Source organism: Ruania suaedae (assembly GCF_021049265.1).
Taxonomy (GTDB): Bacteria; Actinomycetota; Actinomycetes; order Actinomycetales; family Beutenbergiaceae; genus Ruania; species Ruania suaedae.
The window spans coordinates 224305-249675 of the sequence record NZ_CP088018.1; the positions used below are offsets into that span (position 1 = coordinate 224305).

Annotated in this window: 18 protein-coding genes; 11 read left to right on the top strand and 7 right to left on the bottom strand. The window is 70.6% G+C overall.

Annotated elements, in window-relative coordinates; genetic code table 11:
- Positions 1-3 precede the first annotated feature (3 nt).
- The 3 genes from LQF12_RS01025 to LQF12_RS01035 are packed head-to-tail and all read right to left on the bottom strand — an operon-like array spanning position 4 to position 4393.
- A complete protein-coding gene (locus tag LQF12_RS01025) occupies positions 4-2364 on the bottom strand; it encodes a glycoside hydrolase family 38 N-terminal domain-containing protein (protein ID WP_231054156.1) in 2361 nt (786 codons plus the stop codon).
- 20 nt (positions 2365-2384) lie between these two features.
- Positions 2385-3554: a Gfo/Idh/MocA family protein gene (locus LQF12_RS01030; RefSeq protein WP_231054157.1), complete on the bottom strand. Its 1170-nt coding sequence runs from the start codon at positions 3552-3554 to the stop codon at positions 2385-2387.
- The gene (locus LQF12_RS01035; protein ID WP_231054158.1) at positions 3551-4393 is read right to left on the bottom strand and encodes a class I fructose-bisphosphate aldolase; all 843 of its coding nucleotides are present in this window, start codon (positions 4391-4393) and stop codon (positions 3551-3553) included. Before LQF12_RS01035 ends, LQF12_RS01030 begins: the two co-directional genes overlap by 4 nt.
- A gap of 129 nt (positions 4394-4522) precedes the next feature.
- Here LQF12_RS01035 and LQF12_RS01040 point away from each other — a divergent pair, with 129 nt between their 5' ends.
- The 9 genes from LQF12_RS01040 (at position 4523) to LQF12_RS01080 (ending at position 20085) form a co-directional block, all read left to right on the top strand.
- Positions 4523-6514, top strand: a complete 1992-nt coding sequence (locus tag LQF12_RS01040; protein ID WP_231054159.1) for a PfkB family carbohydrate kinase — start codon at positions 4523-4525, stop codon at positions 6512-6514.
- Positions 6515-6627: 113 nt separating this feature from the next.
- On the top strand, positions 6628-7626 hold the full coding sequence (locus LQF12_RS01045) for a LacI family DNA-binding transcriptional regulator (RefSeq protein ID WP_231054160.1): 999 nt from the start codon (positions 6628-6630) through the stop codon (positions 7624-7626).
- A gap of 200 nt (positions 7627-7826) precedes the next feature.
- Positions 7827-8696, top strand: coding sequence for an ABC transporter permease (locus LQF12_RS01050; RefSeq protein ID WP_231054161.1), 870 nt, complete (start codon positions 7827-7829; stop codon positions 8694-8696).
- A 1-nt stretch (position 8697) separates the two neighbouring features.
- Positions 8698-9648 carry a carbohydrate ABC transporter permease gene (locus tag LQF12_RS01055; RefSeq protein WP_231054162.1) on the top strand — a complete coding sequence of 317 codons (951 nt, stop codon included), beginning with the start codon at positions 8698-8700 and terminating at the stop codon, positions 9646-9648.
- A gap of 67 nt (positions 9649-9715) precedes the next feature.
- Positions 9716-11218 carry an ABC transporter substrate-binding protein gene (locus LQF12_RS01060; RefSeq protein WP_231054163.1) on the top strand — a complete coding sequence of 501 codons (1503 nt, stop codon included), beginning with the start codon at positions 9716-9718 and terminating at the stop codon, positions 11216-11218.
- A 42-nt stretch (positions 11219-11260) separates the two neighbouring features.
- The gene (locus tag LQF12_RS01065) at positions 11261-13207 is read left to right on the top strand and encodes a glycosyl hydrolase 2 galactose-binding domain-containing protein (protein WP_231054164.1); all 1947 of its coding nucleotides are present in this window, start codon (positions 11261-11263) and stop codon (positions 13205-13207) included.
- Positions 13208-13267: 60 nt separating this feature from the next.
- Entirely contained in the window at positions 13268-15703 is a 2436-nt protein-coding gene (locus tag LQF12_RS01070) for a hypothetical protein (protein WP_231054165.1), read from the top strand.
- Between the two features lie 12 nt (positions 15704-15715).
- Positions 15716-17164, top strand: coding sequence for a glucosidase family protein (locus tag LQF12_RS01075; protein WP_231054166.1), 1449 nt, complete (start codon positions 15716-15718; stop codon positions 17162-17164).
- A 50-nt stretch (positions 17165-17214) separates the two neighbouring features.
- On the top strand, positions 17215-20085 hold the full coding sequence (locus LQF12_RS01080; RefSeq protein ID WP_231054167.1) for an FAD-binding and (Fe-S)-binding domain-containing protein: 2871 nt from the start codon (positions 17215-17217) through the stop codon (positions 20083-20085).
- A 10-nt stretch (positions 20086-20095) separates the two neighbouring features.
- Here the strand turns inward: LQF12_RS01080 and LQF12_RS01085 are convergent, their stop codons facing one another.
- Positions 20096-20818, bottom strand: a complete 723-nt coding sequence (locus tag LQF12_RS01085) for an ABC transporter permease (protein WP_231054168.1) — start codon at positions 20816-20818, stop codon at positions 20096-20098.
- 20 nt (positions 20819-20838) lie between these two features.
- Positions 20839-21726, bottom strand: coding sequence for an ABC transporter ATP-binding protein (locus LQF12_RS01090; protein WP_231054169.1), 888 nt, complete (start codon positions 21724-21726; stop codon positions 20839-20841).
- A gap of 155 nt (positions 21727-21881) precedes the next feature.
- Here LQF12_RS01090 and LQF12_RS01095 point away from each other — a divergent pair, with 155 nt between their 5' ends.
- Together LQF12_RS01095 and LQF12_RS01100 are read left to right on the top strand one after the other, a co-directional pair.
- On the top strand, positions 21882-23093 hold the full coding sequence (locus tag LQF12_RS01095) for a sensor histidine kinase (RefSeq protein WP_231054170.1): 1212 nt from the start codon (positions 21882-21884) through the stop codon (positions 23091-23093).
- On the top strand, positions 23090-23692 hold the full coding sequence (locus tag LQF12_RS01100) for a response regulator transcription factor (protein ID WP_231054171.1): 603 nt from the start codon (positions 23090-23092) through the stop codon (positions 23690-23692). Before LQF12_RS01095 ends, LQF12_RS01100 begins: the two co-directional genes overlap by 4 nt.
- A gap of 39 nt (positions 23693-23731) precedes the next feature.
- Here LQF12_RS01100 and LQF12_RS01105 read toward each other — a convergent pair whose 3' ends face one another.
- Positions 23732-24361, bottom strand: a complete 630-nt coding sequence (locus LQF12_RS01105; RefSeq protein WP_231054172.1) for a DUF4064 domain-containing protein — start codon at positions 24359-24361, stop codon at positions 23732-23734.
- A gap of 112 nt (positions 24362-24473) precedes the next feature.
- On the bottom strand, positions 24474-25088 hold the full coding sequence (locus tag LQF12_RS01110; RefSeq protein WP_231054173.1) for a protein-L-isoaspartate O-methyltransferase family protein: 615 nt from the start codon (positions 25086-25088) through the stop codon (positions 24474-24476).
- Between the last annotated feature and the right edge of the window lie 283 nt (positions 25089-25371).

Here is a 25371-nt window from a genome sequence, read left to right on the forward strand (position 1 = left end):
TCGCTAACTGCCGATGCGGAAGGTCTCCGCGCCGTCGGCCAGAGCGCTGACGTGCTCCAGCGCGTCGGTGACACTCATCTCGCCCCAGGTGACGTGGAACCGGAACTCGTGGAAGCCGCTGACATCGGCGCGGAAGTTTGTCTCCCAGGTCGTGTTCACGGCCCACGCGGCGAGCTCACGCTGGTTGGCCTCCTGGTCCGGGCCCGTATGCAACCGGATCGCCCGGTGGTCGATGCCACCGAGTGCGATCAACGGGGTGTCCGGTGTGGCGACCGCCACCGCATACCCTCCGGCCTCCTGGACGAAACCCCGCTGGAGGAGCAGGTAGTCCTGGAGCGTGCCGTGGATCTGATCGATCGCCGGGCGCAGCAGCGCACCGGTCTTCTCCACCCACAGCGTCCCCTCGCCCTCCGGTCCGAAGGGTAGGGGCAGGAGAAGGTTCTCGGCCGCCCAGCCGCCTGCGGCCCGGAACCGGACCGAGACGTTCAGCAGCGGCTCGATCATCGAGCACTCCACCTCGATCAGGAAGTGCTCGAAGCCGGGCAGGTCCAGCTGGAGCTCGGCTCTGCCGGCGATCGGGCCGCGGGCGGTCACCCGGGCGCCGATGACGTCGGCCACCGTGACCTGCGCCTGGGCCGGAGTCCTGTTTCGCCCGGATGTCATCCGGGGGCCCACCGGGTCGGATCCGCTCTGCCATCGCGAGTGCACGGCGGCGAACGGTGCCCGGCCGGAGCCACGCAGGATGCTGCGCCCGGTGGCGGGGTCGGTGACCTCGACGATTCCTCGCGCGGGATCGAGGACGAGGCGTGCGCGTGCCCCCTCCAGGATGTGCTCGTCTGCGGTATCGATGCTGACGTCGGCGACCCGGTCCACACCGGCGATCCGGTCGGCGCGCCGGGGCTCTTCCCGCACCTCCACGACCGCCTCACTTCCCGGGCCCAGCTCGAGCTCGACGAGGAGCTCGACCCCGCGGGGGACGGTGCGGCTCTGAGAGCGCAGGACTGCGCCGTCGTGGTAGGCGACGGGCTCCGTTCCGTGCCGGGTGAAGAGCCAGTCGTCGATGTGCAGCCGCAGCATTCGCAGGGTGGACGAGGACGTGTTCACGGCCCGGTAGCGCAGCGGTCGTGCTCGTGGCGGCAGGAACGTCTCGTCCGCTGCCGCGCGAGCACGGGTCAGTGCCGCCGTCGCCGCCGCATGTGCCTGTGCCGCCACGGAGGTCTTCGCCACGTCCTGCGCGACCACGTCCGTCAACCACGGCATGAGCACCGAGTGGGAGTGGCCCCAGGTGTGCTCGGCGTAGAGCGCGAGCTGCTGGCGGGCCTCGGCGGTCTCGCTCGAGATGTCGGCGCCGGTGACGGCGGCCAGAGCCTCGGAGCGTTCCAGACGACGCTGTGCGTCGCGGGCGATCCTCAGCTCGCGGGGCGTGGAGGCGACGCCATCCGCCCACCAGTCGGTCCAGTCGCCACGTTCGGTGGGGAGGTCGCCGAAGGCGGGCTCGCGCCGGAGCGCGTCGAAGAACTCGTCGGCGGTGGAGAGCCGGACCTGCACACCGTCCGGATGCTGTGCGTTCCAGTCCCGGACGGCCTCGGTCAACGCGACGTCCGGGGGAGCGTTGTCGGAGGCGGCACCGGAGATGAGCGCCGGCACGACGGAGTACGGATAGTCGCGGCCGGCGAGCTCCTCGAGGTAGTCGGTCATGCGATCCTGGCGCATCTGTGCCGAGGCGGAGGCGCCGTCCCGGTCGTGGGCGTCCCGGATCGTGTAGCTCATCGCGCCCCGGGGGCAGAACCCGAGGTCGTTGCCGAGCTGGTAGTGCGGCGCCACCCAGGCGAGCACCCGGCCGCCGGTCGGCCCCTCCCACCAGAACGCACGCTGGTCGCGGCCGTCCGGTGCGAGCCCGTGATGGGTGTGGATGCTCGAGAAGAGCTGCCGGACGCCGTGCCGGTCCAGGATATCGGCGTAACCCCACGAGTACCCGTTGATATCGGCCGTCAGAGCGGTGCGCAGCGGCCGCGCGTGCGCGGCGAACCAGTCGGTGGCGCGCGCGGTGACCGTGTCCAGGGTGGTGGCGTCGATGATCTCGGTCAGGTTGAGGTAGCTGGCCGAGCCGCCTACCTGCCCGGTGCGCAGCAGCGCGGCCAGTTCGTCGATCTCCTCGGACCCGGCGGTACCCAGGAACTGTTCCAGCTGCCAGAAGTTCTCCATCTGCCAGCGGTAGGTCGGCGACGACCGGCACGCCCGCACCACCTCCCGCAGGAAGTCCGCATGGGCACGTGCGACCTCCGGTCGAGGAGAGGTGTAGCCCAGATCGGTGTGCGAATGCGGGATCAGGTGAACGGTGAGCGGGCGTGCGGTCGGATGCATCGTCGAAGGCCTCTCGATCGTCAGGCGAGGGCGGGTTCAGCCACCAGGGAGACACCCCGCTGCTCCTGATGGGACTGCAGGGCGGCGGCCGCCAGCCGATGAGTCGTCGCCGCCTCGCTCGGGTGGGCGGTCGCGAACCGCGGCCCGAGCGCGCCTGCACGCTCGGCGAGGAAGCACGCCCACATCTGCAGGATCGCGTCGGAGAAGCCGAACTCGAAGATCCCGCCGGTGACTGTCGGCCAGGCGGACTGGCTCCCGGCGTCGATCTGCTGCCAGGACTGCTCGCTGGTGCCACCAGCGAGCGGAACTCTCGCGAACAGCTCGACCCGCTTGGGGTTCTTCGTGCTGAAACGCACGCCACCGTCCATGCCGACCACCTCGAGGAGCCAGGTGTTCTTCTCGCCCGGGTCGATCCGCTTGGTCTCCACGGTCATCGGGAAGGAGTAGTCGCCGGAGTCGACGCGGCAGTGCAGCACGGCGTTGTCCCAGGTGTCACAGGGGACGGGAGCGCCGTCGGGGCCGGGGCGTTCGGTGACGATGTTCTCCAGGTCGGCGTAGACCGTGCGCGGCGCCCAGCCGAGCCGGAGGGGCACGTGCCAGGCATGCAGCCCGAGATCGTTCATCACCCCGGCCGCACCGCATGTGGCGACCTGGCGCTTCCAGTTGATCGCCTTGTTCACGTCCAGATCGCTCGAGTGCAGGAACGCGCTGCGCACCGAGACGATCCGGCCCAGCTCACCAGAGGCGATCGTCCGGTAGGCGAGCTGCGCACCAGGGAAGTAGGGCATCTCGCTGGAGCAGCGCACGAACACCTCGGGGTGCTCGGCGCAGGTGCGCAGGATGGTCTCGGCGGCCGGAGCGTCGATGCCGAACGGCTTCTCGGCCAGGAGGTCCTTCCCGGCCGAGATGACGTCGGCGTAGATGCTCTCGTGCAGGTCGTGGCGCACGGCCACGTACACGACGTCGATCTCCTCCGAGGCGAGCATCTCGCGGTAGTCGGTGGTGAGCTGGGTGACCGTGTCGATCTGCCGGAACCACTCGAGGGCCTCGGGTCGGATGTCGCACACCGCCGTCAGTCGCGGTCGCACCGGGTGATCGATCAGCGCCGGCCATCGTCCGAGGGCCGCGGCGAGCTCGCGACCCATCAGGCCGCCACCGATGATCCCCACCCGCACGTCGGTGGCGCTCATCGCGCGTGCTCCTCGATGATCGCCAGGGCCTCGTCGACGCCGGCGTCGGCGTGCACCGTGGCCATCAGCGCGGCGGTGATCCCGGCGGGGGTGCGGTGCTGGATGATGTTGCGGCCGTAGACGATGCCGCGTGCGCCGGCACGAAGGACGGCATGAGTCCGCTCCAGCAGCGTGCGGTCGTCGACGCGGCCTCCGCCGCGGACGAGCACCGGAACCTCGCCGGCGACCTCGATGACGCGCCCGTACTCGGTGATGTCATCGGAAGGGTCGGCCTTGATCAGGTCCGCGCCGAGCTCGACGGCCTGGCGCACGAGAGTGGTGATGCGATCGATGTCCCCGTCGACCATGTAGCCGCCGGCCTTCGCGTTGTCCTGCATCACCAGGGGCTCGATCATGAGCGGCATTCCGAGCCGGGTGGCTTCCTCGCGCAGGGCCATGATGGAGCGGATGTTGGCCTCGCGGATGTCGGGCCGTCCGGGCAGCTGCATCAGGTTGACGCACACCGCGACGGCGTCGAGCCGGACGGCGACCTCGATCGCGTTCGGGACATGATGGCTGAAGAGGTGCGCGTCCAACGGGTTGCCGTAGACGTTCGCGACGTCGGTGCGCATCACGAGCGCGGGCTTGTCCCGCTGCGGGATGCGCTGCAGCAGCGGAGCCTGCCCCATCGTCAGCTGGACGGCGTCCGGTGCGGCCTCCACGAGGGTCTTCACGGTCGCCGGCATGTCGGTGATACCGGCCAGGAAGGACGGTTCACCGAAGAACCCATGGTCCACGGCTACGTCGAGCGCGCGGCCGGAGGTCGGGTGGAACAGCCGGTTGAGGCGGTAGGCAGTCACGTGCGGTCCTTGTCCATCGTTGGGGGATCGCGGCTGAACGCCACGATGTCGATAGGTGCGATATGGCCAGCCGTGTGCCAGAGTAGACCTGCGAAACAACGTTGTCTACCTGAACGAAGGAACCGCAGCATGCGCAGAGTTGCCGTCGCTGGGCACGTGTGCCTCGACCTCCTCCCCCGGCAGTTGCCGCATGGCGGACTAGCACCCGGATCGCTGGTCGAGGTCGGGCCGATGGACGTCTCGCTCGGAGGAAGTGTCGCGAACGCGGCCCGGACGCTGCAGCGCCTCGGGCACCCGGTCCAGGCCTGCGCCGTCGTCGGAGATGACGATCTGGCCGACGTTCTGCGACGGCAGATGGTCGGGCCGCTGCTGCAGGCCGACCTCATCCAGGTGCCCGGGACCACGTCCTACAGCCTCGTGCTCGAGCCCGGCGGGCAGGACCGTGCATTCTGGCACCATGTCGGTGCGAACGCCGCTTTTGGGGCGGAAGCACTCGACCTCACCGACGTCGATCTGCTGCATCTGGGGTACCCGTCGCTGCTGCCTGGACTGCTGGCCGGCGATGGTGCGCCACTCCTCGACCTGCTCCGCAGTGCCCGTCGGCAGGGCGTCACCACCTCGGTGGACCTGGCGGTCGTGAGTGCTGCCGACCTCGAGAGCGGACCCGACTGGCAACGACTGCTGCCGGCGCTGGCGGCCGAGTGCGACGTGCTCTCGCCGAGTCTGGCCGATCTGCAGTCGGTCCTGCCCGACGGCGAGGAGTTGGCCTCCTCGTTCGCCAAGCGCCTGGTGGAGTGGGGTGCTGGTGTGGTCGTGATCTCCGACGGTGACGATGGGCTGACGTTGCGGGCGGGTGAGCGTGCCCGGCTGCTGTCGGGAGGTGCCGCCCTCGCGCCGCTGGCCGACCTCTGGGCCGACGCCTCGCTTCATCAGCGGGCGGTCCCCATCGACCGGGTCGTGACCACCAACGGCGCCGGCGACGCCGTCAGCGCCGCGCTGCTCTACGCGCTCTCCGTCGAGCTGGCACCTGCCGAGGCGGCGGAGCTGATGGCGACGGTCGCAGCGGCGGTGGTCTCCGGACTGAGCCCCGACGCCGATGCGACGGCCACGCTGTGCCCGCAGCTGGCGGGCCTGGGACCGATCCCGATCGAGCGCAACCAGCCACCGGCGCGCTTCTACCGCGGCGGCGAGCAGATCGCGCGGTTCCGCGGCCAGCGGCACGTGTGCGCGAATACTCCGGAGGACTGGGTCGCCTCGACGGTCGAGGTGCGCGGCGACGAGCCCGCCGGTCTCACCACACTGCCCGACGGGACGCTGCTGCGCGAGGCAATCGCCGCCCGGCCCGAACGCTGGCTCGGCGCGGACCACGTGTCCCGCTTCGGCGAGGACACGAAGCTCCTGGTCAAGCTGCTCGACGCCGGCCAGCGCCTTCCGGTGCACGCCCACCCCGACGGCGAGTTCGCCCGCCGAGAGGTCGGCACCGCCCATGGGAAGGCGGAGGCCTGGTACATCCTGACTCCTGGCACCGTGCACCTGGGCCTGCGGACCGCCGTGACAGCCGAACAGATGACAGACCTGGTGGTTCGCCAGGACGTCGAGGCCATGCTGGACCTGCTGCACGAGGTGCAGGTGCAGCCGGGGGACTGCGTGTTCGTGCCACCCGGGATGCTGCACGCCATCGGGGAGGGGATCCTCCTGGTCGAGGTGCAGGAGCCCGAGGACCTCTCCATCCTGCTGGAGTGGCGGGACTTCGATCTCGACGGCGCTGCGCACGGTCACCTCGGTCTCGGCTTCGATCGGGCCATGGCGGCGGTGGATCTGACGGCGCTGGAGCAAGGGCGTCTCGCAGAGCTGGTGCGCTCTGCCGGCGCAGGTACGCCTCTACCGCGGGAGGCTGAGCGGTACTTCCGGCTCGAGGTGATCTCGCTCGATGGAGTGGCGCCGCTCGCTCCGGGCTACAGCGTCATCGTGGGTCTTGAGGGCGAGGTGCAGGTCAGCGGGACCGGCGGCACGCCGACCTCGGTGGCGGCGGGCCGGGTGGCCCTGGTGCCGGCGTTCGTGAGTGCTCCATGGCTGGCCGGGACCGGCCGCGTGATCGTGCTGCGCCCACCCGCACCCTGAGGAGCGCTCCGACAACGCCGGCCGCCAGCACCTGAGCGGGAGGGGAGGGCATCGCCGGGCGGAGCGGCTTGTGACTATAGGGTGTTGCCGGACCTGCCCGGAGGAGTCGCCCCATGGATCGTGGCCCCACGATGAACGACGTCGCCGACGCGGCGTCGGTCTCCTTGAAGACCGTGTCGCGGTACGTCAACGGTGCGACGAACATCAACCCCGAGCTGGCCGAGCGGATCCGCGAAGCCGTCGAATCGCTCGGGTACCGGCGCAATCTCGCAGCCGCGAGCATCCGGCCGGGCTGGACCAGCCGGATGCTCGGCTTGATCATCGGCGATCTGGGGAACCCGTACTACTCCACGCTGGCGCGAGGGGTCGAGCGGGAGGTGCACGAGCGCGGGTACATCCTGACCACGGCGAGCTCGGACGAGGATGCCACGCGTAACGACGAGCTCGTCGAGCGCATGCTCGAGCAGCGGGTGGACGGACTGATCATCGTGCCGCCCTACACCGGGGGCCGTTCGTGGGCCGACCTACCGCCCCCGCTGCCGCCGCGCGTGCTCGTCGACCGTCCGGCTCCTGAAGGTGGTGGATATGCCGTCCTCGCCGACAATGCCGCGGGGGCCTCGCGCGCGGTCGAACTGCTCCTGCAGCAGGGCGCCAGGCGCGTGGCCTTCGTCGGTGACTCCCAGCTGATCTCGACGATGGCCGAGCGCCGTCAGGGATATGAGTCAGCGCTGACGGCCGCCGGCCTGCATGCCGATCCCGAGCTCGTCGATCACGGCGTGCACACCGACGAGCAAGCCGAGCAGGCCGTCGCGCGGCTGCTCGCCGATCGTGGCGCCGACGCCGTGTTCGCGGCGAACAACCGAGCCTCGATCGGTGCGTTGAGGGCTTTCCAGGCCCGCGGGACCCGGGTACCGCTCATCGGCTTCGACGACTTCGAGTCGGCCGACCTGACGTCACCGGGGACGACCGTCGTCAGCCATGACATCGCGCACATGGGCGCCATGGCGGCGCGGACGTTGCTCGCGCTGATCGACGGCGACGAGCCGGCTGAACGCACGACCGTGCTGCCCGTCTCGCTGCATCGGCGCGGGTCGGAGGTACCGGCTCGGTAACGTTCCGCCGCCGTTGACGACGAGGTGGTTGTCAAGATGTGGGGAAGCGGGTAACGTACCGCGAAACAACGTTGTTTCGAGAGGGATGGGCGGTACGTCTCACCGTGTTGATCGAAGCCTCGCCGCGAAAGCCGCGGCGGACCCGGGGTCGCCCCCGATCGCGGGCGGTCCGCAGCGACAAGAGCATCCTGATCCTGGCCGTGCCGGCCCTGGCGTTCTTCGCCGTCTTCAGTTACGGACCGATGGTGGGCGTCATCGTCGCCTTCAAGGACTTCAGCATCGTCGACGGGATCATCGGTAGCCCGTGGAACGGCCTCGAGAACTTCCGGTTCTTCTTCGAGTCCGGGAACGCCGCCCGGGTCGTGCGCAATACGTTGATGCTGAACGCGCTCTTCATCGCCGGGACCCTCATCTCCGGTATGGCGCTGGCGATCATGATCAACGAGGTGCGGCTGCGGTTGCTCAAGCGGACCGCGCAGTCGGTGGTCTTCCTGCCGTACTTCATCTCCCCGATCGTGATCAGCGTGATGCTGCAGGCGTTCCTGTCCGGTTTCGGTGGCAGCGGCGGCATGGTCAACGGGCTGCTCGACGGCTTCGGCATCTCCCCCGTCTCCTGGTACACCGAACCCGGTGCCTGGCCGTGGATCCTGACGGTCGTCAAGATCTGGCAGATGGCGGGCTACACCTCGATCATCTATCTCGCTGCCATGACCGCGATACCCACCGATGTCTATGAGGCAGCCGTTCTCGACGGAGCCTCGCGCTGGAAGATCGCGCTGCGCGTCACGATGCCCCTCATCCTGCCGGTGACGGTCATCCTGCTCGTCCTGCAGATCGGGCGGATCTTCATGGGTGACTTCGGCACCATCTACGCGATCATCGGCGACAACGGCACGCTGTTCGAGACCACGGACGTGATCGACACCTTCGTGTTCCGGGCGCTGCGCACCAGCGGCGACCTGGGGATGACGGCAGCCGTCGGTCTCTTCCAATCCGTCGTCGGATTCGTCCTCATCGCCACCACCGCCCTCATCGCCCGTCGAATCGCCCGAAAGTCCGGAGGGTTGTGAGATGACTGCCACCACGACCAGGAATGCCTCCACGCCTGCTGCCGCCGCCCCTGCATCACCGGTGCCGCGCCGTCCCGGACGGCTGCGACGCCTCCTGCGGGGGGACCCCTTCGTCGGGGTCAGTACGGTCGCCGTCACGGTGTACGCCCTGGCCTGCGTGATCCCGCTGTGGATCATCCTGGCCTCCTCGCTGACGGCGGAGCGCACGCTGGTCCAGACCGGATTCAGCCTGTGGCCCTCGGACTTCTCGCTGGAGGCCTACAAGGCCCTGTTCTCCGGGAACGACACCCTCGTCAACGCCTACTTCGCCACGCTGGTCATTACGGTGGTCGGTACGGCGGGCGCAGTGATCGCCACGCTCGGGATGGGATGGGTGATCTCGCGCCGGACGAGCCTGGCCCGGTGGTTAATGGTGGTGGTCTACATCCCCATGCTGTTCAACGGTGGCCTCGTCCCGCTGTACATCCTGGTCACTCAGGTGCTGCAGCTGCGCAACACCTACTGGGCGGTGATCCTGCCCCTCCTGGTCTCACCGTTCCTGGTGTTCGTGGCCATGGCCTTCTTCCGCGACATCCCCGAGGCCGTGCTCGAGTCCGCGCGGATCGACGGCGCCAACGAGCTCCGGGCGTTCTTCTCGATCGTGCTCCCGATCGCGACTCCGATCGTGGCGGTGATCGCGCTCTTCTACGCCGTGGCCTATTGGAATGAATGGTTCTTCCCACTGCTGTTCATCAATGACCCAGATCTACGACCACTTCAACTGCTCCTGCAGAACATGATCGGCAACCTCAATGCAGCACAGGCGCTGCAGCCGACCTCGGGCGTCTCCGCGCCCGTCTACCAACTGAGGATGGCCCTGACCGTGGTCACCATCGGTCCGATCATCCTCGCCTACCCCTTCATCCAGCGCTTCTTCGTCACCGGGCTCACGCTCGGTGCGACCAAGGGCTGATGGTCCTCCCCCAGAGATTGGAACCACCGTGGCACACTTCTCGACCCCGTCCGTCAACCGTCGCCGAATGCTGCAGGGCTCGCTCGCACTGGGCGGTGCCGGTCTGCTGGCTGCGCTGAGCGGCTGCCAGTCCGGCGGCGGCAGCAGCAATGGATCGGCGGCCACCACGCTCAAGTCGCTGCTGCCGGGCGACGTCCCCCAGCGGTGGACCGAGGTGCTGGCGGCCGTCAACACCAAGCTCGAGGCCGACACCGGCCTGCGGCTGGACCCCGAGTTCATCTCGTGGACGAACTACGCCGAGCAGGAGATGCTCAAGTTCACGACCCAGGAGCCGTTCGACTCGGCCCTCGAGGCGACGTGGTTGAACCTGGCCCAGCTCCTGTCCGACGGCGCCCTCGCGGACATGACCGAACTCTGGGAGAGCGGCCGGTTCGAGAACCTGAACGCCACGATCGATGAGCGCATGGTGGAGTACGCGAAGTACCAAGGGAGTCTCTACACGATTCCGCTGGTCGCCAACTTCACCAGCCCGCCCGGGTTCGTGGTCCGTCAGGATCTGGCCGACAAGTACGGCATCGGCGAGATCACCGACTACGAGGCGCTCGAGAAGTTCCTCTACGACGTCAAGCAGAAGGACCCGGACCTCATCCCGTTCGGCCTCGATGCCGGGTATGTCAACAACACGGTGGTCCCGAACCCCGTCGCCTTGTTCAACGCCCAGTCGTGGGACAACCCGACCAAGTGCGTCCAGCTCCTGGGCACGCACTTCGATGGTTCCGATCTGACGCCGGTGCCGTTCTGGGACCAGCCGGACATCCTCGAATCGCTCGACCGGATGCGGCAGTACTACCTCGACGGAATCCTGAACGAGGATGCGCTCACACTCGACATGAGCGCCGTCCGGAGCCTGTTCGCCCAGGGACGCTACGCCTCCACCACCGCCGGCGCGGACGGCCTGACCAGTCCCACCTTCGGCCCCGTCGCCGACAACGTCGAGGGCGCTGCGATCGCGCAGGTGTTCCCGTTCACGGCCGGCCTGGACGCCGTCATCCCGGCCACCTTCCAGGCCGCGAACAACATGGTCGTGCCGGCCTACGCCGAGACGCTGGAGCAGGTCTTCGAGATGATGGACTGGCTCTCCGTCCAGGAGAACCATGACCTGCTCTCCTACGGCATCGAAGGAGAGGACTGGGAGGCGACGGGCGAGCACTCCTACGAGCAGATCAGCGGTTACGCATTCCCCGCCTTCGCGATGTCGTGGCGCACGCCGCTCGAGCGGGGGCTCGCCGGTGCGGTCGAGAGCGACAGCGCGTGGGTGGAGTGGACCCGGGACTTCGAGAACTTCACGGCCGACCACCTCGCGGGCTTCTACTTCGACTCCTCCACGGTGGCCTCGGAGCAGGCACAGGTGGGCGCCGTCTTCGACGAGTACGTCCTTCCGCTCTATGCGGGCGTCAAGGACGTCCAGTCGGGGCTGGACGAGGCACGCAGCGCGATGGAGGACGCCGGCTACGAGACGGTCGTCGAGGAGTACCGCCGGCAGGCGGGCGAGTACCTCGCCGGCTCCTGATCACGGCGGCACCGACCTACGCACCCACCCACACGACAGGACATGATGCACAGCACCATCTGGCTCGACGGCGAGGACTGGACACTCCTCGGCTGGCGTCGCAACGACTGGGAGCTGGCGAGAACGCCGGCTGCGGGCAAGGTGACCAACCCCGACGTGGCTCCGGTGAGGATGCAGGTTCCGGGCTCGGTGCGTGGTGCGCTGGTCGGTGCCGGCGTGATCGCGGATCCGACCGTCGGACTGCAGTCGCGGGACGCGGAGTGGGTCGAGCATCGCGACTGGGAGATCCGCCGCCGGCTCCCCGAGGGCGGGCTCGAGGGCGCCGGTCAGCTGTGGCTGACCTGTGCCGAGCTCGACTACGCCGGTGCGGTCCTCCTCGGCGACAGGGAGGTCGGACGCTTCCGCGGCAGCTTCACCCCGCACGAGTTCGACCTCACCGAGGCCTACCGAGCCGGTGAGCGGACGCTGCGGATCATCCTCACCGCAGCACCGGACGGTCTGGCGCAGAACGGGTGGACCTCCCGGATCCGGGCGTTCAAGCCGCGCTTCAGCTACGGCTGGGACTGGACCCCCCGCATGGTCTCGGCCGGGATCCCCGGCCGGGTCCGGTTGGAGCAACGATCATCCGGCGCTCCCCGGCTGTCCGTCAGCGCCCGGGGCGACGTCGACCTCGAACGCGACACTGCGGTCCTGGAACTGTCGGCCCGTGCCGACGCTCCCGGGAGTCCAGACGACCCCGGTCTCACCGTCGAGGTTCTCCTCGACGGTGAGACCGTCGGGGTGGGACCGGCCCCTGGGCTCGACATCCGGGTCGACGTGCCGGTCGAGTACTGGCACCCGGCCGGCCGCGGTGGGCAACCGCTGTACGAGTGCCGGGTGCGCCTGCTCGGCCAGGACGGGACGCTCCTCGAAGAGGTCGTGCGGCGCCTCGGATTCCGGCACGTCTCCTGGTCCCTGCCGGAGGGTGCCCCGGCCGGGGCCGACACCTGGCTGTGCTCGGTGAACGGCGAACCGGTGTTCCTCGCCGGCGTCAACTGGGTGCCGATCCGCCCCGACTACGCCGACGTCACCGAGGCCGACTACCGGCTCCGGCTCCAGCACTACCGGGACCTGGGCTTCGCGATGATCCGGGTCTGGGGCGGAGCAGGACTCGAGCGTCCGGTCTTCTACGACCTGTGCGACGAGCTGGGGCTGCTGGTCTGGCAGGAGTTCCCGCTGTGCTCCTCCGGTCTCGACAACGAACCTCCGAGCGACCCCGAGTTCGTCACCGAGCTGGTGGCGATCGCCGGCAGCTACGTGCAGCGGCTGGGCCACCACGCGTGCCTGGCATTGTGGGGCGGAGGCAACGAGCTCACCCAGGTCGACGAACCCGCCGTCCCGGGGACGCCGTTGACCAGTGATCACCCCACTCTCGCCGCCCTCCGTCAGGTGGTCGCCGCCGGCGACCCGAGCCGCAGGTTCGTCGCGACCTCACCGACCGGACCACGCTTCGAGGCCGACGCCGCCGAGTTCGGGCTCGGCCTCCACCACGACGTCCACGGACCGTGGGAGTTCGACGGCACCGTCGATCAGTGGCAGCAGTACTGGGACGCCGACGATGCGCTGATGCGCTCCGAGGTGGGCGTCGTCGGTGCCTCCTCGATGGACCTGCTGGACCGGCACGGGCTGCTCGAGGCGAGCTCGGGAGCAGAGCTGCGGCAGCTGTGGACCCACTCCTCGGGGTGGTGGCTGGCCCCCCTCGACACCTGGCTGGCGCGCGGGCACCAGCTCGACGAACTGCCGCAATGGGTCGAGCAGAGCCGGCAGCGCCAGGCGCAGATGCTCGCCTACGCGGCACGGCGCAGCAAGGACCGGTTCCCGGAGTGCACCGGATTCTTCGTCTGGCTCGGCCACGACACCTTCCCCTGCGCGGTCAGCCTGTCGCTGCTCGACCACGACGGGGAACCGAAACCGGCCGCGTTGGCTCTCGGTGAGGTCTTCACCGTCTGAGCGCGCTACCCGCCCGAGGGGCGACGGATTCGGCATGACCGCAACAAGGAGAGATCGTCCATGGACCCCACACCGGCCGGGCCCCCGGCTGCCACTGCGCTGCGCCAGAGCGGGCCCGAGCAGCAACGCTCGCTGAGCCTGCCCAGCAGCCGCATCGTGCTCAATCCGCAGAACTTCTTCGCCCAGTCGAGCGAGGTCGAGCAGAACTGTGCGCCGTCGCTGCCGCTCGGACTCGGCTACTTCGCCCACGATCAGGCGCTGGTGCTCTCGCGCTTCCTGACGCTGTGGGCGCCACCGGTCGCGCCTGCCACGCCGGCACCGGCGCCCGAAAGCCTCGACGTCGGACAGTGGCGAGCAGGCCCCGACATCGGGCTGCGCGCCGAGGGCGGCGCGCTCGAGGCTGCGCTCACGGCCCAGGACGCGCACGCCGGATCGATCCGGCGACGCCTCCGGTTCGATCCCGCGCGCCCGGTCCTGCGGGTGAGTATCGGCTCGGTGCACGGGCAGTGGGCGTTGCGGGTGCGCGATCGTGCGGGCCGGGCCATCACCGTGCAGGACGGCGCCGCCACGGTCGGCCTGCACCGCTACGACCTCGCCTCACTCCTCGGCGACCCGCCGGGCGAGGAACTCGAGCTGTCGTTGGAACTCCTCAGTGCCGGGGCCTCGGTCCGCGTCGAGGAGATGGCCCTGCTCCCAGCCCGCGACGACACGCTCGCGGGGGCGCACCGCTTCACCACGGACTGGTCCCCGGGCGGCCTGGGTTTCACGGCGCAGTACCAGGGCGGGGGAGACCTGCACGGTCACGACGTCTTCGTCGACGAGCACAGCGTCCTGCGGGAGGTGACGATCGATGAGCCGCTGGGTGAGGAGCGCGCCCTGGTGGTCGCCGGGGAGTACGTCGGTGACGTCGAGCTCGATCGGGCGCTCGGCGTGCTGCGGATCCGGGCGCCCTACGCCCACCTGGCGGTGACCGTTCCGGACGGAGCGCAGATCCGCTACCACCCGGACGAGGCCTCGCTGCAGAGCGGCGCCGCCGGCTCGCCCGAACCGCTGTCGCGGACCGGGGTGTGGGCGCTCACCCTCGCACCGGGCACCCGGTCCTTCCGTCTCGGCTGCGGTTTCTCACCGACCGACGCCGAGGCGGCGCAGCGGACGGCCACCGCGGCCGCCGAGCACGGCGCGCAGGAGCGGTCCACGCACTGGCACGCCGTCTGGGACGACGTCCTCGCCCGGGTCCCGCACCCGCGCTCGTTCGAGCTGCTCGGTCTGGCCGACCACGAGGCGGTGACGGCGCCGGACGTGCGGGCGGCCTACTACCGCGCCTTCCTCGGGCTGTACGCGAACGTCCTGCCGCCGCAGCCGGAGAGCGGATACCACTATCCCACCGTGGCCACGGGTAAAGGGTCGATGTGGAACTACGGGGCTCCGGGTGCTCGCACGGCCGCTGCGTGGGAGACCTTCCTGGCGATCCAGTTCCTCGCGTACCTGGATCCGGACATCGCCTGGGCCTCGTTCCACGGTCTGATGGCGCTCGTGGTCGAGGACGGTTCGCTCGCCGGTGAAGGGCTGCCGAGCCGCAAGGCGCAGACGGCGTGGATCCTGTTCTCACTCACCGGCGACCGGGAGGCTCTCGCGGGCGGCTACCCGCAGCTGCGACGACTGGTTCGATGGCAGGCCCAGCATCCGCGCTGGGTCTACGGCGACTACGACCACGCCGGAGAACAGGATGCGGAGTTCCTCACATCGGCGGTGATCGATCTCGGGTTCATCCGTCAGATCGCCGCCGAACTCGGTGAGGACGGCGACCTCGCCATCTACGAGGAGCTGCGTGAGGCGTTGCTCGTCGACTATGCCGCTCGCTTCTTCCGAGGTGACGAGCGTGCGGCGGTCCAGCACTGGTTCCCGGCAGACCCTGGTTGCGGCCCGCGTGGAGGCTGTGAGGGACTCGGGTTGCAGGTCGCGATGGGGCTGGCGGTCCACGGCCTGGCGGACTGGCAGCGGACGGCCCTGCTCGCCCGGTTCGACACCCAGTTCGACGCCCAGGATCAGCTCGGGGGGTTCGATGTGGTCAAGCACTCCAACCTCGGGTACACGGTGGACGGGCTGATGCTCAGCGGCCGATGGGACCAGGCGCAGACGCTGTCGAATCTCGCCCTCCGGGACGTGGTGCGCAGCGGTTCGTTCGCCGAGGTCTACGACCGCGGGCCGCAGGGGCCGCGACCGGGCGGCGTCCGGCCCTCGATCTTCGGTATGACGCAGGTCATCGACTCGGTGTGGCTGAACAACGGGTTCCGCATGGACCGTGGTGTTCCGGAGGTGATCGCAGGTCCGGGCGTGCGCGGCGGGCTCGACGGCGTCCGGTTGCGCTCGCGGACCCTGCAGGTCGAGGTGGACACGCCGCGCGGTACCGCACGGCTCACCGACACCGCCACCGGCCAACGGCAGGAGCTCACCCTCGGCCCGCAGGCCAGTCTTCCCCTGATCGCCGACGAGTAGGACCTGCTGACCATGACACTGACCGAGGCGGAGATCGCCGCGATCGAGACCGCCATGTCCACCGGAGCACCCGCGGGCCCGGCTTCGCCGGCTCGGCGTGCCCTGCCCACCCTGACGAGCTCGGCCCCGGGCATCGACAGTCTGTACGAGGCCGCACTCCTCAACGTCTTCGTGGTGAACACGCTGCGGGGCGAGCGCGGCCCGTTCGTGCGCGCCGGTGGTGGCTACCCCACGCCGTGGACACGGGACGCGGCGATCAACTCGTGGAGCGCGTTGTCGCTGCTCGCCCCCGGGCTCGCGGAATCGACCCTGCGTGCGGTCACCGAGGACGGCGACGCCGGCCCGATCGTGGCCCAGGACGACCAGTGGTGGGACCAGGCCATCTGGGTGGTGGCGGCACGGCGCCACGTCGCGCTGACCGGTGATGTCGACTTCGCCGCGTGGGCACACCAGGTGGGCCGCAACACCCTGGAGGCGTTGGAGGAACGACGCGACCCGCGATGGAACCTGTACACCGGCCCGGCCGTCATGCAGGACGGCGTCGCGGGCTTTCCGATGCCGGACGGCGCCGAGGAGAGCACCGCCTTCGTCCTGGACTATCCGTGGGCAGGATCGCTGATGTGCCTGTCGACGAACCTCGTCTACGCCGCCGCCTTCGATGCGCTCGCCGCACTCGCCGACCGCATCGGAGAGCCGGCGGAGCAGGCGATCGCCCGCGCCGGCACCATCCGTGCAGCCATCGAGGAGCACCTGTGGACCGGCCAGGGGTACGCCTATCTGCGGCACACCGATGGCCGGCTCGAGCACCATCAGGAACTGCTCGGCCTGGCCCTGGCGCTGGAGCACGGCGGCATCGACGACGACCGGGTGCGCAGCGTCGTGGCGGGCCTGCACCGCTCGGCGCACGGGATCGCTCTGGTCTGGCCGCACTTCCCGCGGTACTGCGACGAGCGGCCCGGCCGCCACAACGTGGCTCTCTGGCCGATGGCGATGGGCCAGTGGGCGGTCGCCGCGGCCGGTCGGGGGCAGATCGCCGCGTTCAGTGAGTCCTGGCATGACCTGTGCCGCCTGGTCGAGGGGTCCGGAAGGGAGTACTTCGAGCTCTACTCCGCCACCGACGGCCAGGTGCACGGAGGGTGGCAGACCGGCCGGCTGTGGGCCTCGGAGCCGCACCAGACATGGAGCGCGACCGCGTTCCTGCGGATGGTGCACGAGGGTCTGCTCGGCATCAGGATGAGTGAGGACGGGCTGCGGCTGCGACCGACGCTGCCCGAGGGCGTCGAGGACGTCACCGTGCGCAACCTGCAGATCGGGCGGGCCCGTCTGACGGTCGAGGTGACCGGCCGTGGGAACCGGGTCGAGGAGGTTGTTCTGGACACGCAGACCCGTGCCGACCCGGACCAGCCGATCCCGCTCGCCGAGCTCAGCGGCGATCACACGCTGCGCGTGCGGGTGTGGTGACCACAGCCGGGAGACAGGGAGGCCCGGCGGACGTAGCTAAGGTGGTCAGCATGGCGAACCCGTCCTCAGCCGCAGCCACCCTCGAGCAGGTACGGGCCGCCGTCGCGCCGGACGCCTGGAGCACGGCCCCGGCGGACCTGGCCGGGATGGCGCACGACGCCTCGCACTACCTCCTGCGGCCCCGCGCCATCGTCACCCCGCAGACCTTCCCCGAGCTCGTCGCCGTCCTGACCTCCGCCCACCGCGCCGGGCAGCCGGTCGCCTTCCGCGCCGGCGGCACCTCGCTGTCCGGCCAGGCCGGCACCGACGGGATCCTCATCGACGTGCGGCGGCACTTCGACTCGGTGGAGGTGCTCGACGGCGGCGAACGCGTGCGCTGCGGTCCGGGTGCGGTGCTGCGTCGGGTCAACGCGATGCTGGTGCGGCACGGGCGCAAGCTCGGCCCGGATCCGGCCAGTGAGATCGCCTGCACGATCGGTGGCGTGGTCGCCAACAACTCCTCCGGGATGACCAGCGGGATCGCGGCCACGGCCTACCACACCATGGAGTCGATCCGCTTCGTGCTGCCCGCCGGCACCGTGGTCGACACCGCCGATGCCGGCGCCGATGCCCACCTGCGCGAGCGCGAGCCCGAGCTGCACGCAGGGCTGCTCCGGCTGCGCGAGCAGATCCGCACCGCTCCCGCGCTGCGCCGGGTGATCGAGCACCAGTTCTCGATGAAGAACACCATGGGGTACGCCCTCAACGCCTTCCTCGACCACGACAGCCCGGCCCAGATCCTCGGCCACCTCATGGTCGGCTCGGAGGGCACCCTCGGCTACGTCGCCTCGGTGGTGCTGCGCACCGTCCCGGTGGCCACCGAGCACGCCACCGCCCTGATGGTGCTGGACTCGGTCGATCGCGCCACCGACGCCGTGGCCGACCTGCTCGGTGCCGGGGCGAAGGCCGTGGAGCTGATGGACGCCGCCGCGCTGCGGGTGGCGCAGGCGCTGCCCGCCGCCCCGGCCGTGATCCGCGACATCCAGGTGGCCCGCCACGCCGGCCTGCTGGTGGAGTTCCAGACCACCGACGCCGACGAGCTCGCCCAGCAGGTCGCCGCCGCCGGCCCGGTGATCGAGTCCCACCGGCCCACCACCCCGGCCGCGCTGACGGCCGATCCGGCCCACCGCTCCGCGCTGTGGGTGGTGCGCAAGGGCCTGTACGCGGCGGTCGCCGGGGCACGCCGGCCCGGGACCGTCAACCTGCTCGAGGACGTCGCCGTCCCGCCCGAGGCGCTGACGGGAACCGTGCAGGGCCTGATCGAGCTGTTCGGCCGCTACGACTACGACGACGCCGTCATCTTCGGCCACGCGCGCGACGCCAACCTGCACTTCATGATCACCCCGAACCTCGACGATCCCGGTGAGCTGGCCGGCTACGAGGCGTTCACCGAGGACATGGTCGACCTGGTCCTCGGCGCGGACGGCACCCTCAAGGCCGAGCACGGGACGGGGCGGATCATGTCGGCCTACGTGCGCCGCCAGTACGGGGACGAGCTCTACGCCGTCATGGGCGAGATCAAGCGGCTGTGCGACCCGCGCGGGATCCTCGCCCCGGGGGTGGTCCTCGACGACGACCCACGCGCCCACGTGCGCAACCTCAAGGTGGTGCCCACCGTCAACGGCGCCGTGGACCGGTGCGTGGACTGCGGGTTCTGCGAACCGGCCTGCCCCTCCCGCAACACCACCACCACCCCGCGGCGCCGCATCGCGCTGCTGCGCGAGGCCGAGGTGGCCCGGGCGCGCGGCGACCACGCCACCCAGGGTGCGATCGAGTCGACCTACGGCTACGACGCCGTCGACACCTGCGCCGCGGACTCGCTGTGCGCCGGCGCCTGCCCGGTCGACATCGACACCGGTACCGTCATGAAGTCCTTCCGTGCCGAGCGCCACGGCGCCCTCGCCCAGCGGGCGGGCAGCGCGGTGGCCAGCGCGTGGGCGCCGGTCGGCTCCGCCCTGCGCGTGGGCCTCACGATCGCCGACGCCGTCCCCTCGCCCCTGCTCGCCGGCGTCACCTCCGCCGCGCGGACCGTGCTGCCGCACGAGCTGGTGCCCGCCGTCGGGGAGGACCTGCCGGGGCCTGGGCACCGGCGCAGCGACCTGGGCGTGCCCGAGACGAGCGGGGCCACGACGGCGGACGTCCTCTTCTTCCCCTCGTGCACCGGCGCCCTGTTCGGGCCCGCCGCGGGGGACGTGGGCGCCTCGGCGGCGATGCTCGAGGTGTGCGAGCGCGCCGGGCTGCGGGTCGAGCTCGTGCAGGGCATCGACGGCCTGTGCTGCGGCACGCCGTGGGCGTCGAAAGGCTTCACGCAGGGGCAGAACACGATGGCGGCCCGGGTGGCGGATGCGGTGATCGCGGCCACCGACGGCGGCCGGGTGCCGCTGGTCTGCGATGCCGCCTCCTGTACGCACGGGATCGCCGACCTCGCCGCCCACCTGGATCCGGTGCGGGCCACGCTCTGGGGTGAGATCGAGGTGCTGGACGCCGTCACCTACGTCCGCCGGGACGTGCTGCCGTTGCTGAGCGTGCCCGACGACGCCCGCCTCGACTCCCTGGTGCTGCACCCGACCTGCTCGACCGAGCACCTCGGCACCGGATCGGACCTGGCCGCCGTGGGTGGTGCGGTGGCGCGGGAGGTGACCGTTCCGCCGTCGTGGGGGTGCTGTGGGTTCGCCGGCGACCGGGGGATGCTGCACCCGGAGCTGACCGAGGGCGCCACCGAGGCCGAGGCCGAGGAGATCGCCGGGATGGAGGACCAGCGCGGTGCCTTCGCGGCCTACGCCTCCTGCAACCGCACCTGCGAGATGGGGATGAGCCGGGCCACGGGCCGCACCTACGAGCATGTGCTCGAGGTGCTGGCCCGCGTGACGCGCCCGGCCTGACCTCACTCGGTCAGCGCCGCGGCTCCCAGGCGAACAGCCGGCGGGCCAGCATCACGGACAGGACCGTCCACCCGATCATCGGGCCGAGGAGCGGAAGCGTCTCGGGGAAGGTCGCGGTGCCGTTCCAGGCCGTGACCGCCAGTTCGGTGGCGGCACCACCGGGGAGCAGGCGCTTGAGCAGGCCCAGGCTCTCGGTGCCGGTGATCCCGACCCAGCTGGCGACGGCGACCACCACAAGGCTCAGTGGCAGTGCGGTGACCTGGGCGTGCTCGGGTGAGTTGGTCAGGCCCGCCGTGGCCAGGGCGAGGGCGAGCATCATCAGGAAGGCCCCGGCGACGGCCACCACCACGAGCGGGGCCTGCCCGGGGGTCTGACCGACCACGGCGAAGATCGTCAGGATGGCCACCACCTGGATCACGGCGATGACCGTGACCGGCAACATCAGGCCGATGAGGATCGCGGCATCGCCGGCGGAGGTCGAGCGCAGCCGCTTGAGGAAGAGGGTCTGGCGCCGCGCGGCCAGGGTGGTCACCGCGGTGGAGTACAGGCTGAACGCCGCGATGGTGAACATGATGATCGCGGCGACGTAGCCGAAGCTTCCGATGGCGGCGAACTGATCGCTGAACCTGACGAAGAAGATGCTGGCGGCCACGGGCATGATCAGGCTGGTGATGAGCACGGCGCGGTTGCGCAGGATCTGGGTGAGTTCACTACGGGCGATGGACAGCAACATCGAGAGGGGCCTTTCGGTCATCACGCGGTGGGCTCGATGGCGCGGAACACGTCGTCGAGGCGGGTCGGGGCGGCGGACAGGCCCTCGAGGGCCACGTCGTGAGTGCGTGCCCAGTCCATGAGGGCGGTGAGGTCGCGCTGCAGCTCGTGGGACTCGATCTGGAAGCTGGCCTCACCGATGCGGGCGGCCTGCGCGGGTGGGGAGGGGGCCTCGGTGGGCAGCGAGAACGCGATCACCGCCGGCAGCGAGCGGGTCAGCTCGGCGACGGTCCCCTCGTGCCGGAACGTGCCCTGGTGCATCAGGCCGATCCGGTCGGCGCGCTGCTGCGCCTCCTCGAGGTAGTGCGTGGTCAGGATGACGGTGGAACCGGTCCGGCGCAGATCGTCGACCACCGACCACAACGCGTCACGCGAGGCGATGTCGAGCCCGGTGGTGGGCTCGTCGAGGAAGATCAGTTCCGGCGAGCCGTAGAGCGCGGTGGCGAAGTCCAGACGACGCTTCTCCCCGCCGGAGAGCTGGGAGACCCGGGTGCTCGCCTTATGGCGCAGATCGACCACCTCGAGCACCCGCTCGACCCGGTCCTCGCGCCCGGAGAGCCGGCCGAGCAGGGCCACCGTCTCGGTCACCGTCAGGTCCGGGGCGAAGCCGCTCTCCTGCAGCATGATGCCGGTGCGCGGGCGCAGGGCATGGCGGTCCCCGGGGTTCTCGCCGAGCACCGTGATGGTGCCCGAGGAGGCGGTGCGATGGCCCTCCATCACCTCCAGCGTGGAGGTCTTGCCGGCGCCGTTGGTGCCGAGCAGGGCATAGAGTTCGCCCCGCTCCACCTGGAAGGTCAGGTTCTTCACGGCGTGGAAATCGCCGTACCGGACGTTGAGATCGTGCACGTCGATCGCTGGTGTCGAAGTCATGGCTCCATATGACCCCCCCGCTGTCGTCTTCGGCAGTGCGGGCTGTCACCAGTTCCGATGACGTCGTACCGGAGCCGGTATGACACAGCGTCACTGTCGCGGGGCTCCGGCTTGGTCGATACTGGATCGACCCCCGCCCCCGACGAGAGCGTGCGATGAGTCCACCGGCCCTGCCGGCGCCCGCGGACGCCGTCACCGACCCGGCCAGGCCGAGCCCGGAGACCGCGCGACGGTCCCGGCGCCGGTTCCGGGCCCTGAACCTCGCGACCACGGCCCCGATGCTCGTGGCGGTGGGGTCCCTGCTCGCCGTGCGGGAGGCGCAGACCTGGATCGACGGCGTGGTGCTCGGCCTGGGGGTCCTGGCGGTCCTGGTGGTGTTCGAGCGCTGGACCGCGGGCGAGGTGGGCCGGCTGGCCGTCCTGTGCCTGACGATCACGGCGGCGGTGTGGGCCTACGGCGCCCTGCTCATCGGTGCGGACGTGGTGGGCTCCTTCTACCCGGTGGTCGTGACCGGTCCGCTGGTGATCTCCCGGCTACGAGCACGTCGTCTCCTCGCGGGGGCGATCCTGACCGGCTACGTCGCGGTGGTGGGGGTGCTCGGCCTGCTTCTCTCCGGCGGGACCAGCCCCGGCGCCGTCATCGGCTACGTCATCCTGCCGGTCGGGCTCGCCGCCATCCTGATCGGGCTGATGGTGCCCAACCAGGGCTTCTACGACGTGGTCGCCGATCTGGAGGAGGCCCGCGAGCGGGAGGCCGAGCTCGCCGTGGTGCGCGAGCGTGTGCGGTTCGCCAGCGAGCTGCACGACATCCAGGGTCATACCCTGCACGTGGTGAAGCTGAAGATTGCCCTGGCCGAGCGGCTGCTGGCCACCGACGACGGTCGCGATGCCGCCCTGGCCGAGCTCGCGGAGGTACGGGCGCTGGTCGCCACGACGATCGAGGACACCCGCGATCTGGCCTACGGCCGGCGCCGGCTCAACCTCGTCGCCGAGCTGGAGAACGCCCGGCATCTCTTCGAGGCGACGGGGATCGCCGTCCGCGTCGAGCGCCGCGGCGAGGTCGACACCTCCTCGACCGAGCTGCTCGCGCAGGTGCTGCGCGAAGCCACGACGAACATCCTGCGCCACAGCCGGGCCCGCTCGGTGCGCATCGACCTCTCGGCGCGGGCGATCAGCATCGTCAACGACGGCGCGGTGGTCGCGGATGAAGGATCCCCATCCGGCGACGGCGAGCTCGAGCTGCGCGGCCTGGCCACCTTGGCCGGCCGGGTCGCCGAGCAGGGCGGCCGGCTCGAGGTCGACCGCAGCGGTGACCACTTCCGCGTCGTGGCATCCTTCGCCGGGGTCGCCAGGGGTGGGTCCGCGTGATCCGCGTGGTCCTCGCCGACGACGAGGCGCTGCTGCGTCGGGCGCTGGCCACCCTGCTGCCGCTCGAGGGTGATATCGAGGTGGTGGCCGAGGCCGTCGACGGGGCGGGCGCGGTGGCCGCGACGCTGCAGCATCGCCCCGACGTGCTGGTGATCGACCTGGAGATGCCCGGGGTGGACGGGCTCGGTGCTGTGGCCCGGATCCGCCGCGACCTGCCCGAGCAGGTGGTGCTGATGCTGACACGGCACGCCCGGCCGGGAGTGCTGCGCAGCGCGCTGCGCCTAGGAGTGCAGGGGTTCGCCAGCAAGTCGGCCGAGCCGGGCCAGATTGCCGAGGTGGTCGCCGCGGTGCATGCCGGCCGACGGTGGGTGGACGCCGACGTCTCAGCCGCGGCGCTGCTCGACGACTGCCCCCTGAGCGAGCGCGAGCTCGACGTGCTGCGCGAGACCGGTCAGGGCTATGCGGTGGCCGAGATCGCCGGGCGTCTGCACCTGGCCCAGGGCACGGTGCGCAACTACCTCTCCAGCGCCATGCAGAAGACGCAGACCCGGACCCGTCACGCGGCGGCGCGCTATGCGCGCGAGCACGACTGGCTGTGACAGGCCCGGTGCCTGCGTCCCCTGAGGCGAGGGTGGAGCTCAGACGGCGGTGCGGTCCCTGTCGTACCAGGACTTGGCGCGGAACAGCAGGGCGCACGCCACGACGACCCAGACGATGCCCACCACTCCGGCGCCGCCGGCACCGGAGGCGATGCCGATGATGTTGAGGATCAGGTAGAGGGCGCCCAGCACCAGCAGACCGTAGAGCCCGACCTTGCTGCGCCGGAAGGCGAGCACGCCGAGCACGATCGCAATGATGGCGACGACCATCATGAACCCACCGAACACCGGCAGGATGTCCATGACCTCCGAGGGGACGCCGGCGTCGGCCAGCTCGCTCTCCATACCCGAGGCAGCCAGCAGCAGGAACCCGAGCACGAGCATCAGCGCGCTCCCGACCCAGGTCATGATCGAGGCTGCCGTCACACCACCCGGGCGGGCGCCGGAGGCGCCGGGGCCGCCGTAGGAGGAGGACCCGCCGTAGGGGTCACCCGCGGTCGGCGCGATCGGCGGCTGCGTGCGCTCGGGGCCGGGCACGTGCGGGCCCATGTACGGCGGCGCCGTCGGCGGGGTCTGGTCGGACTGTGGCTGGTTCGGTGCGTACGGCTGATCGGTGCCGTACGGCTGGTGCGGGTCCTGCGGCTGGTTCGGACTCTGCGGATACGACATCTGGGTCATCCTCCTCGTTCGACTCCTGCCACCGTACGGCGGTGCGGGGCCCGCTGCCATCGGCGGCGCGGGGGAGAGGTGCCCATCGGTGCTCCATCGCAAGGAGGAGTCATCACTCGCCCAGCGAGGCCTCGGGGTCCAGCAGCGGGACGAACCGGTACTGCCCGGCATGGCGGGTGCGGATGTGTCCGCCGGTGCGCTCGATGATCGTCATCGTGGTCCCGATGGGCACGACCATCCTGCCGTCATCGGCGAGCTGGTCGATCAGTGACGCCGGGAGCCGGCCGGCGCTGGCGGAGACCAGGATCCGGTCGTACGGAGCGCCGTCCGGGAGACCGAGCGTGGCCGGTGGCGCCTGGTGGATGCGTGCCCAGGGCAGGTGCGCACGCTCGAGGTTCGCCTGGCCCTGGGCCACCAGCGCCGGGCGGACCTCCACGCCGTCGACACGGCCGCCCTCGCCCACCAGCTGCGCGAGCAGCGCGGTGGTCCAGCCGCTGCCGCTGCCGACGTCGAGCACGCGCGCACCGCGCGGGACCGCCAGCAGGGAGAGCATCTGGTGCACCGTCGTCGGCTGGGAGCAGGTCTGGCCCTCGCGCAGGTGCACGGGACGGTCCTCACCCGCCTCGCGCTGCGCCTCCGGGGGCAGGAACCACTCGCGTGGTGTGGCCGCGAATGCGGCGTCCAGCGCCGCCTGCGGCGTGGTCTCGGCATCATCGGTGTCGTCCATGCTCACCCCCTACCGCTCGTCTCCTCCCAGGCTAGTCAGCCCAGCGGCAGCCGCCTCTCGAGGGGATGGCGCCACTAGCCGGGTTGAGGGCGGGAGCACCGGCCGTTCAGCTTCCGGTGCACGTGTGGTCACCGGCCGGCGAGGTCGCGTTCACCCGGCGTCCCTAGCGTGCACTCGGTCGTGATCGGCGCCGTCGTGCCGGTATCGCGGTATCTCCCCTGACCCGGCAGCGCTCGCCCTGTCCGGTCTTGTCTGCTGTCCCCCGAAAGATGCCACATCGAGG

Excerpts from the sequence above, each read along its gene's own strand:
- LQF12_RS01090 (WP_231054169.1), bottom strand. The coding sequence starts at position 21,726 with ATGACTTCGACACCAGCGATCGACGTGCACGATCTCAACGTCCGGTAC.
- LQF12_RS01030 (WP_231054157.1), bottom strand. The coding sequence starts at position 3,554 with ATGAGCGCCACCGACGTGCGGGTGGGGATCATCGGTGGCGGCCTGATG.
- LQF12_RS01070 (WP_231054165.1), top strand. The coding sequence starts at position 13,268 with ATGGACCCCACACCGGCCGGGCCCCCGGCTGCCACTGCGCTGCGCCAG.
- LQF12_RS01110 (WP_231054173.1), bottom strand. The coding sequence starts at position 25,088 with ATGGACGACACCGATGATGCCGAGACCACGCCGCAGGCGGCGCTGGAC.
- LQF12_RS01065 (WP_231054164.1), top strand. The coding sequence starts at position 11,261 with ATGATGCACAGCACCATCTGGCTCGACGGCGAGGACTGGACACTCCTC.
- LQF12_RS01040 (WP_231054159.1), top strand. The coding sequence starts at position 4,523 with ATGCGCAGAGTTGCCGTCGCTGGGCACGTGTGCCTCGACCTCCTCCCC.
- LQF12_RS01025 (WP_231054156.1), bottom strand. The coding sequence starts at position 2,364 with ATGCATCCGACCGCACGCCCGCTCACCGTTCACCTGATCCCGCATTCG.
- LQF12_RS01095 (WP_231054170.1), top strand. The coding sequence starts at position 21,882 with ATGAGTCCACCGGCCCTGCCGGCGCCCGCGGACGCCGTCACCGACCCG.
- LQF12_RS01045 (WP_231054160.1), top strand. The coding sequence starts at position 6,628 with ATGGATCGTGGCCCCACGATGAACGACGTCGCCGACGCGGCGTCGGTC.
- LQF12_RS01075 (WP_231054166.1), top strand. The coding sequence starts at position 15,716 with ATGACACTGACCGAGGCGGAGATCGCCGCGATCGAGACCGCCATGTCC.
- LQF12_RS01085 (WP_231054168.1), bottom strand. The coding sequence starts at position 20,818 with ATGTTGCTGTCCATCGCCCGTAGTGAACTCACCCAGATCCTGCGCAAC.
- LQF12_RS01055 (WP_231054162.1), top strand. The coding sequence starts at position 8,698 with ATGACTGCCACCACGACCAGGAATGCCTCCACGCCTGCTGCCGCCGCC.
- LQF12_RS01080 (WP_231054167.1), top strand. The coding sequence starts at position 17,215 with ATGGCGAACCCGTCCTCAGCCGCAGCCACCCTCGAGCAGGTACGGGCC.
- LQF12_RS01105 (WP_231054172.1), bottom strand. The coding sequence starts at position 24,361 with ATGTCGTATCCGCAGAGTCCGAACCAGCCGCAGGACCCGCACCAGCCG.
- LQF12_RS01060 (WP_231054163.1), top strand. The coding sequence starts at position 9,716 with ATGCTGCAGGGCTCGCTCGCACTGGGCGGTGCCGGTCTGCTGGCTGCG.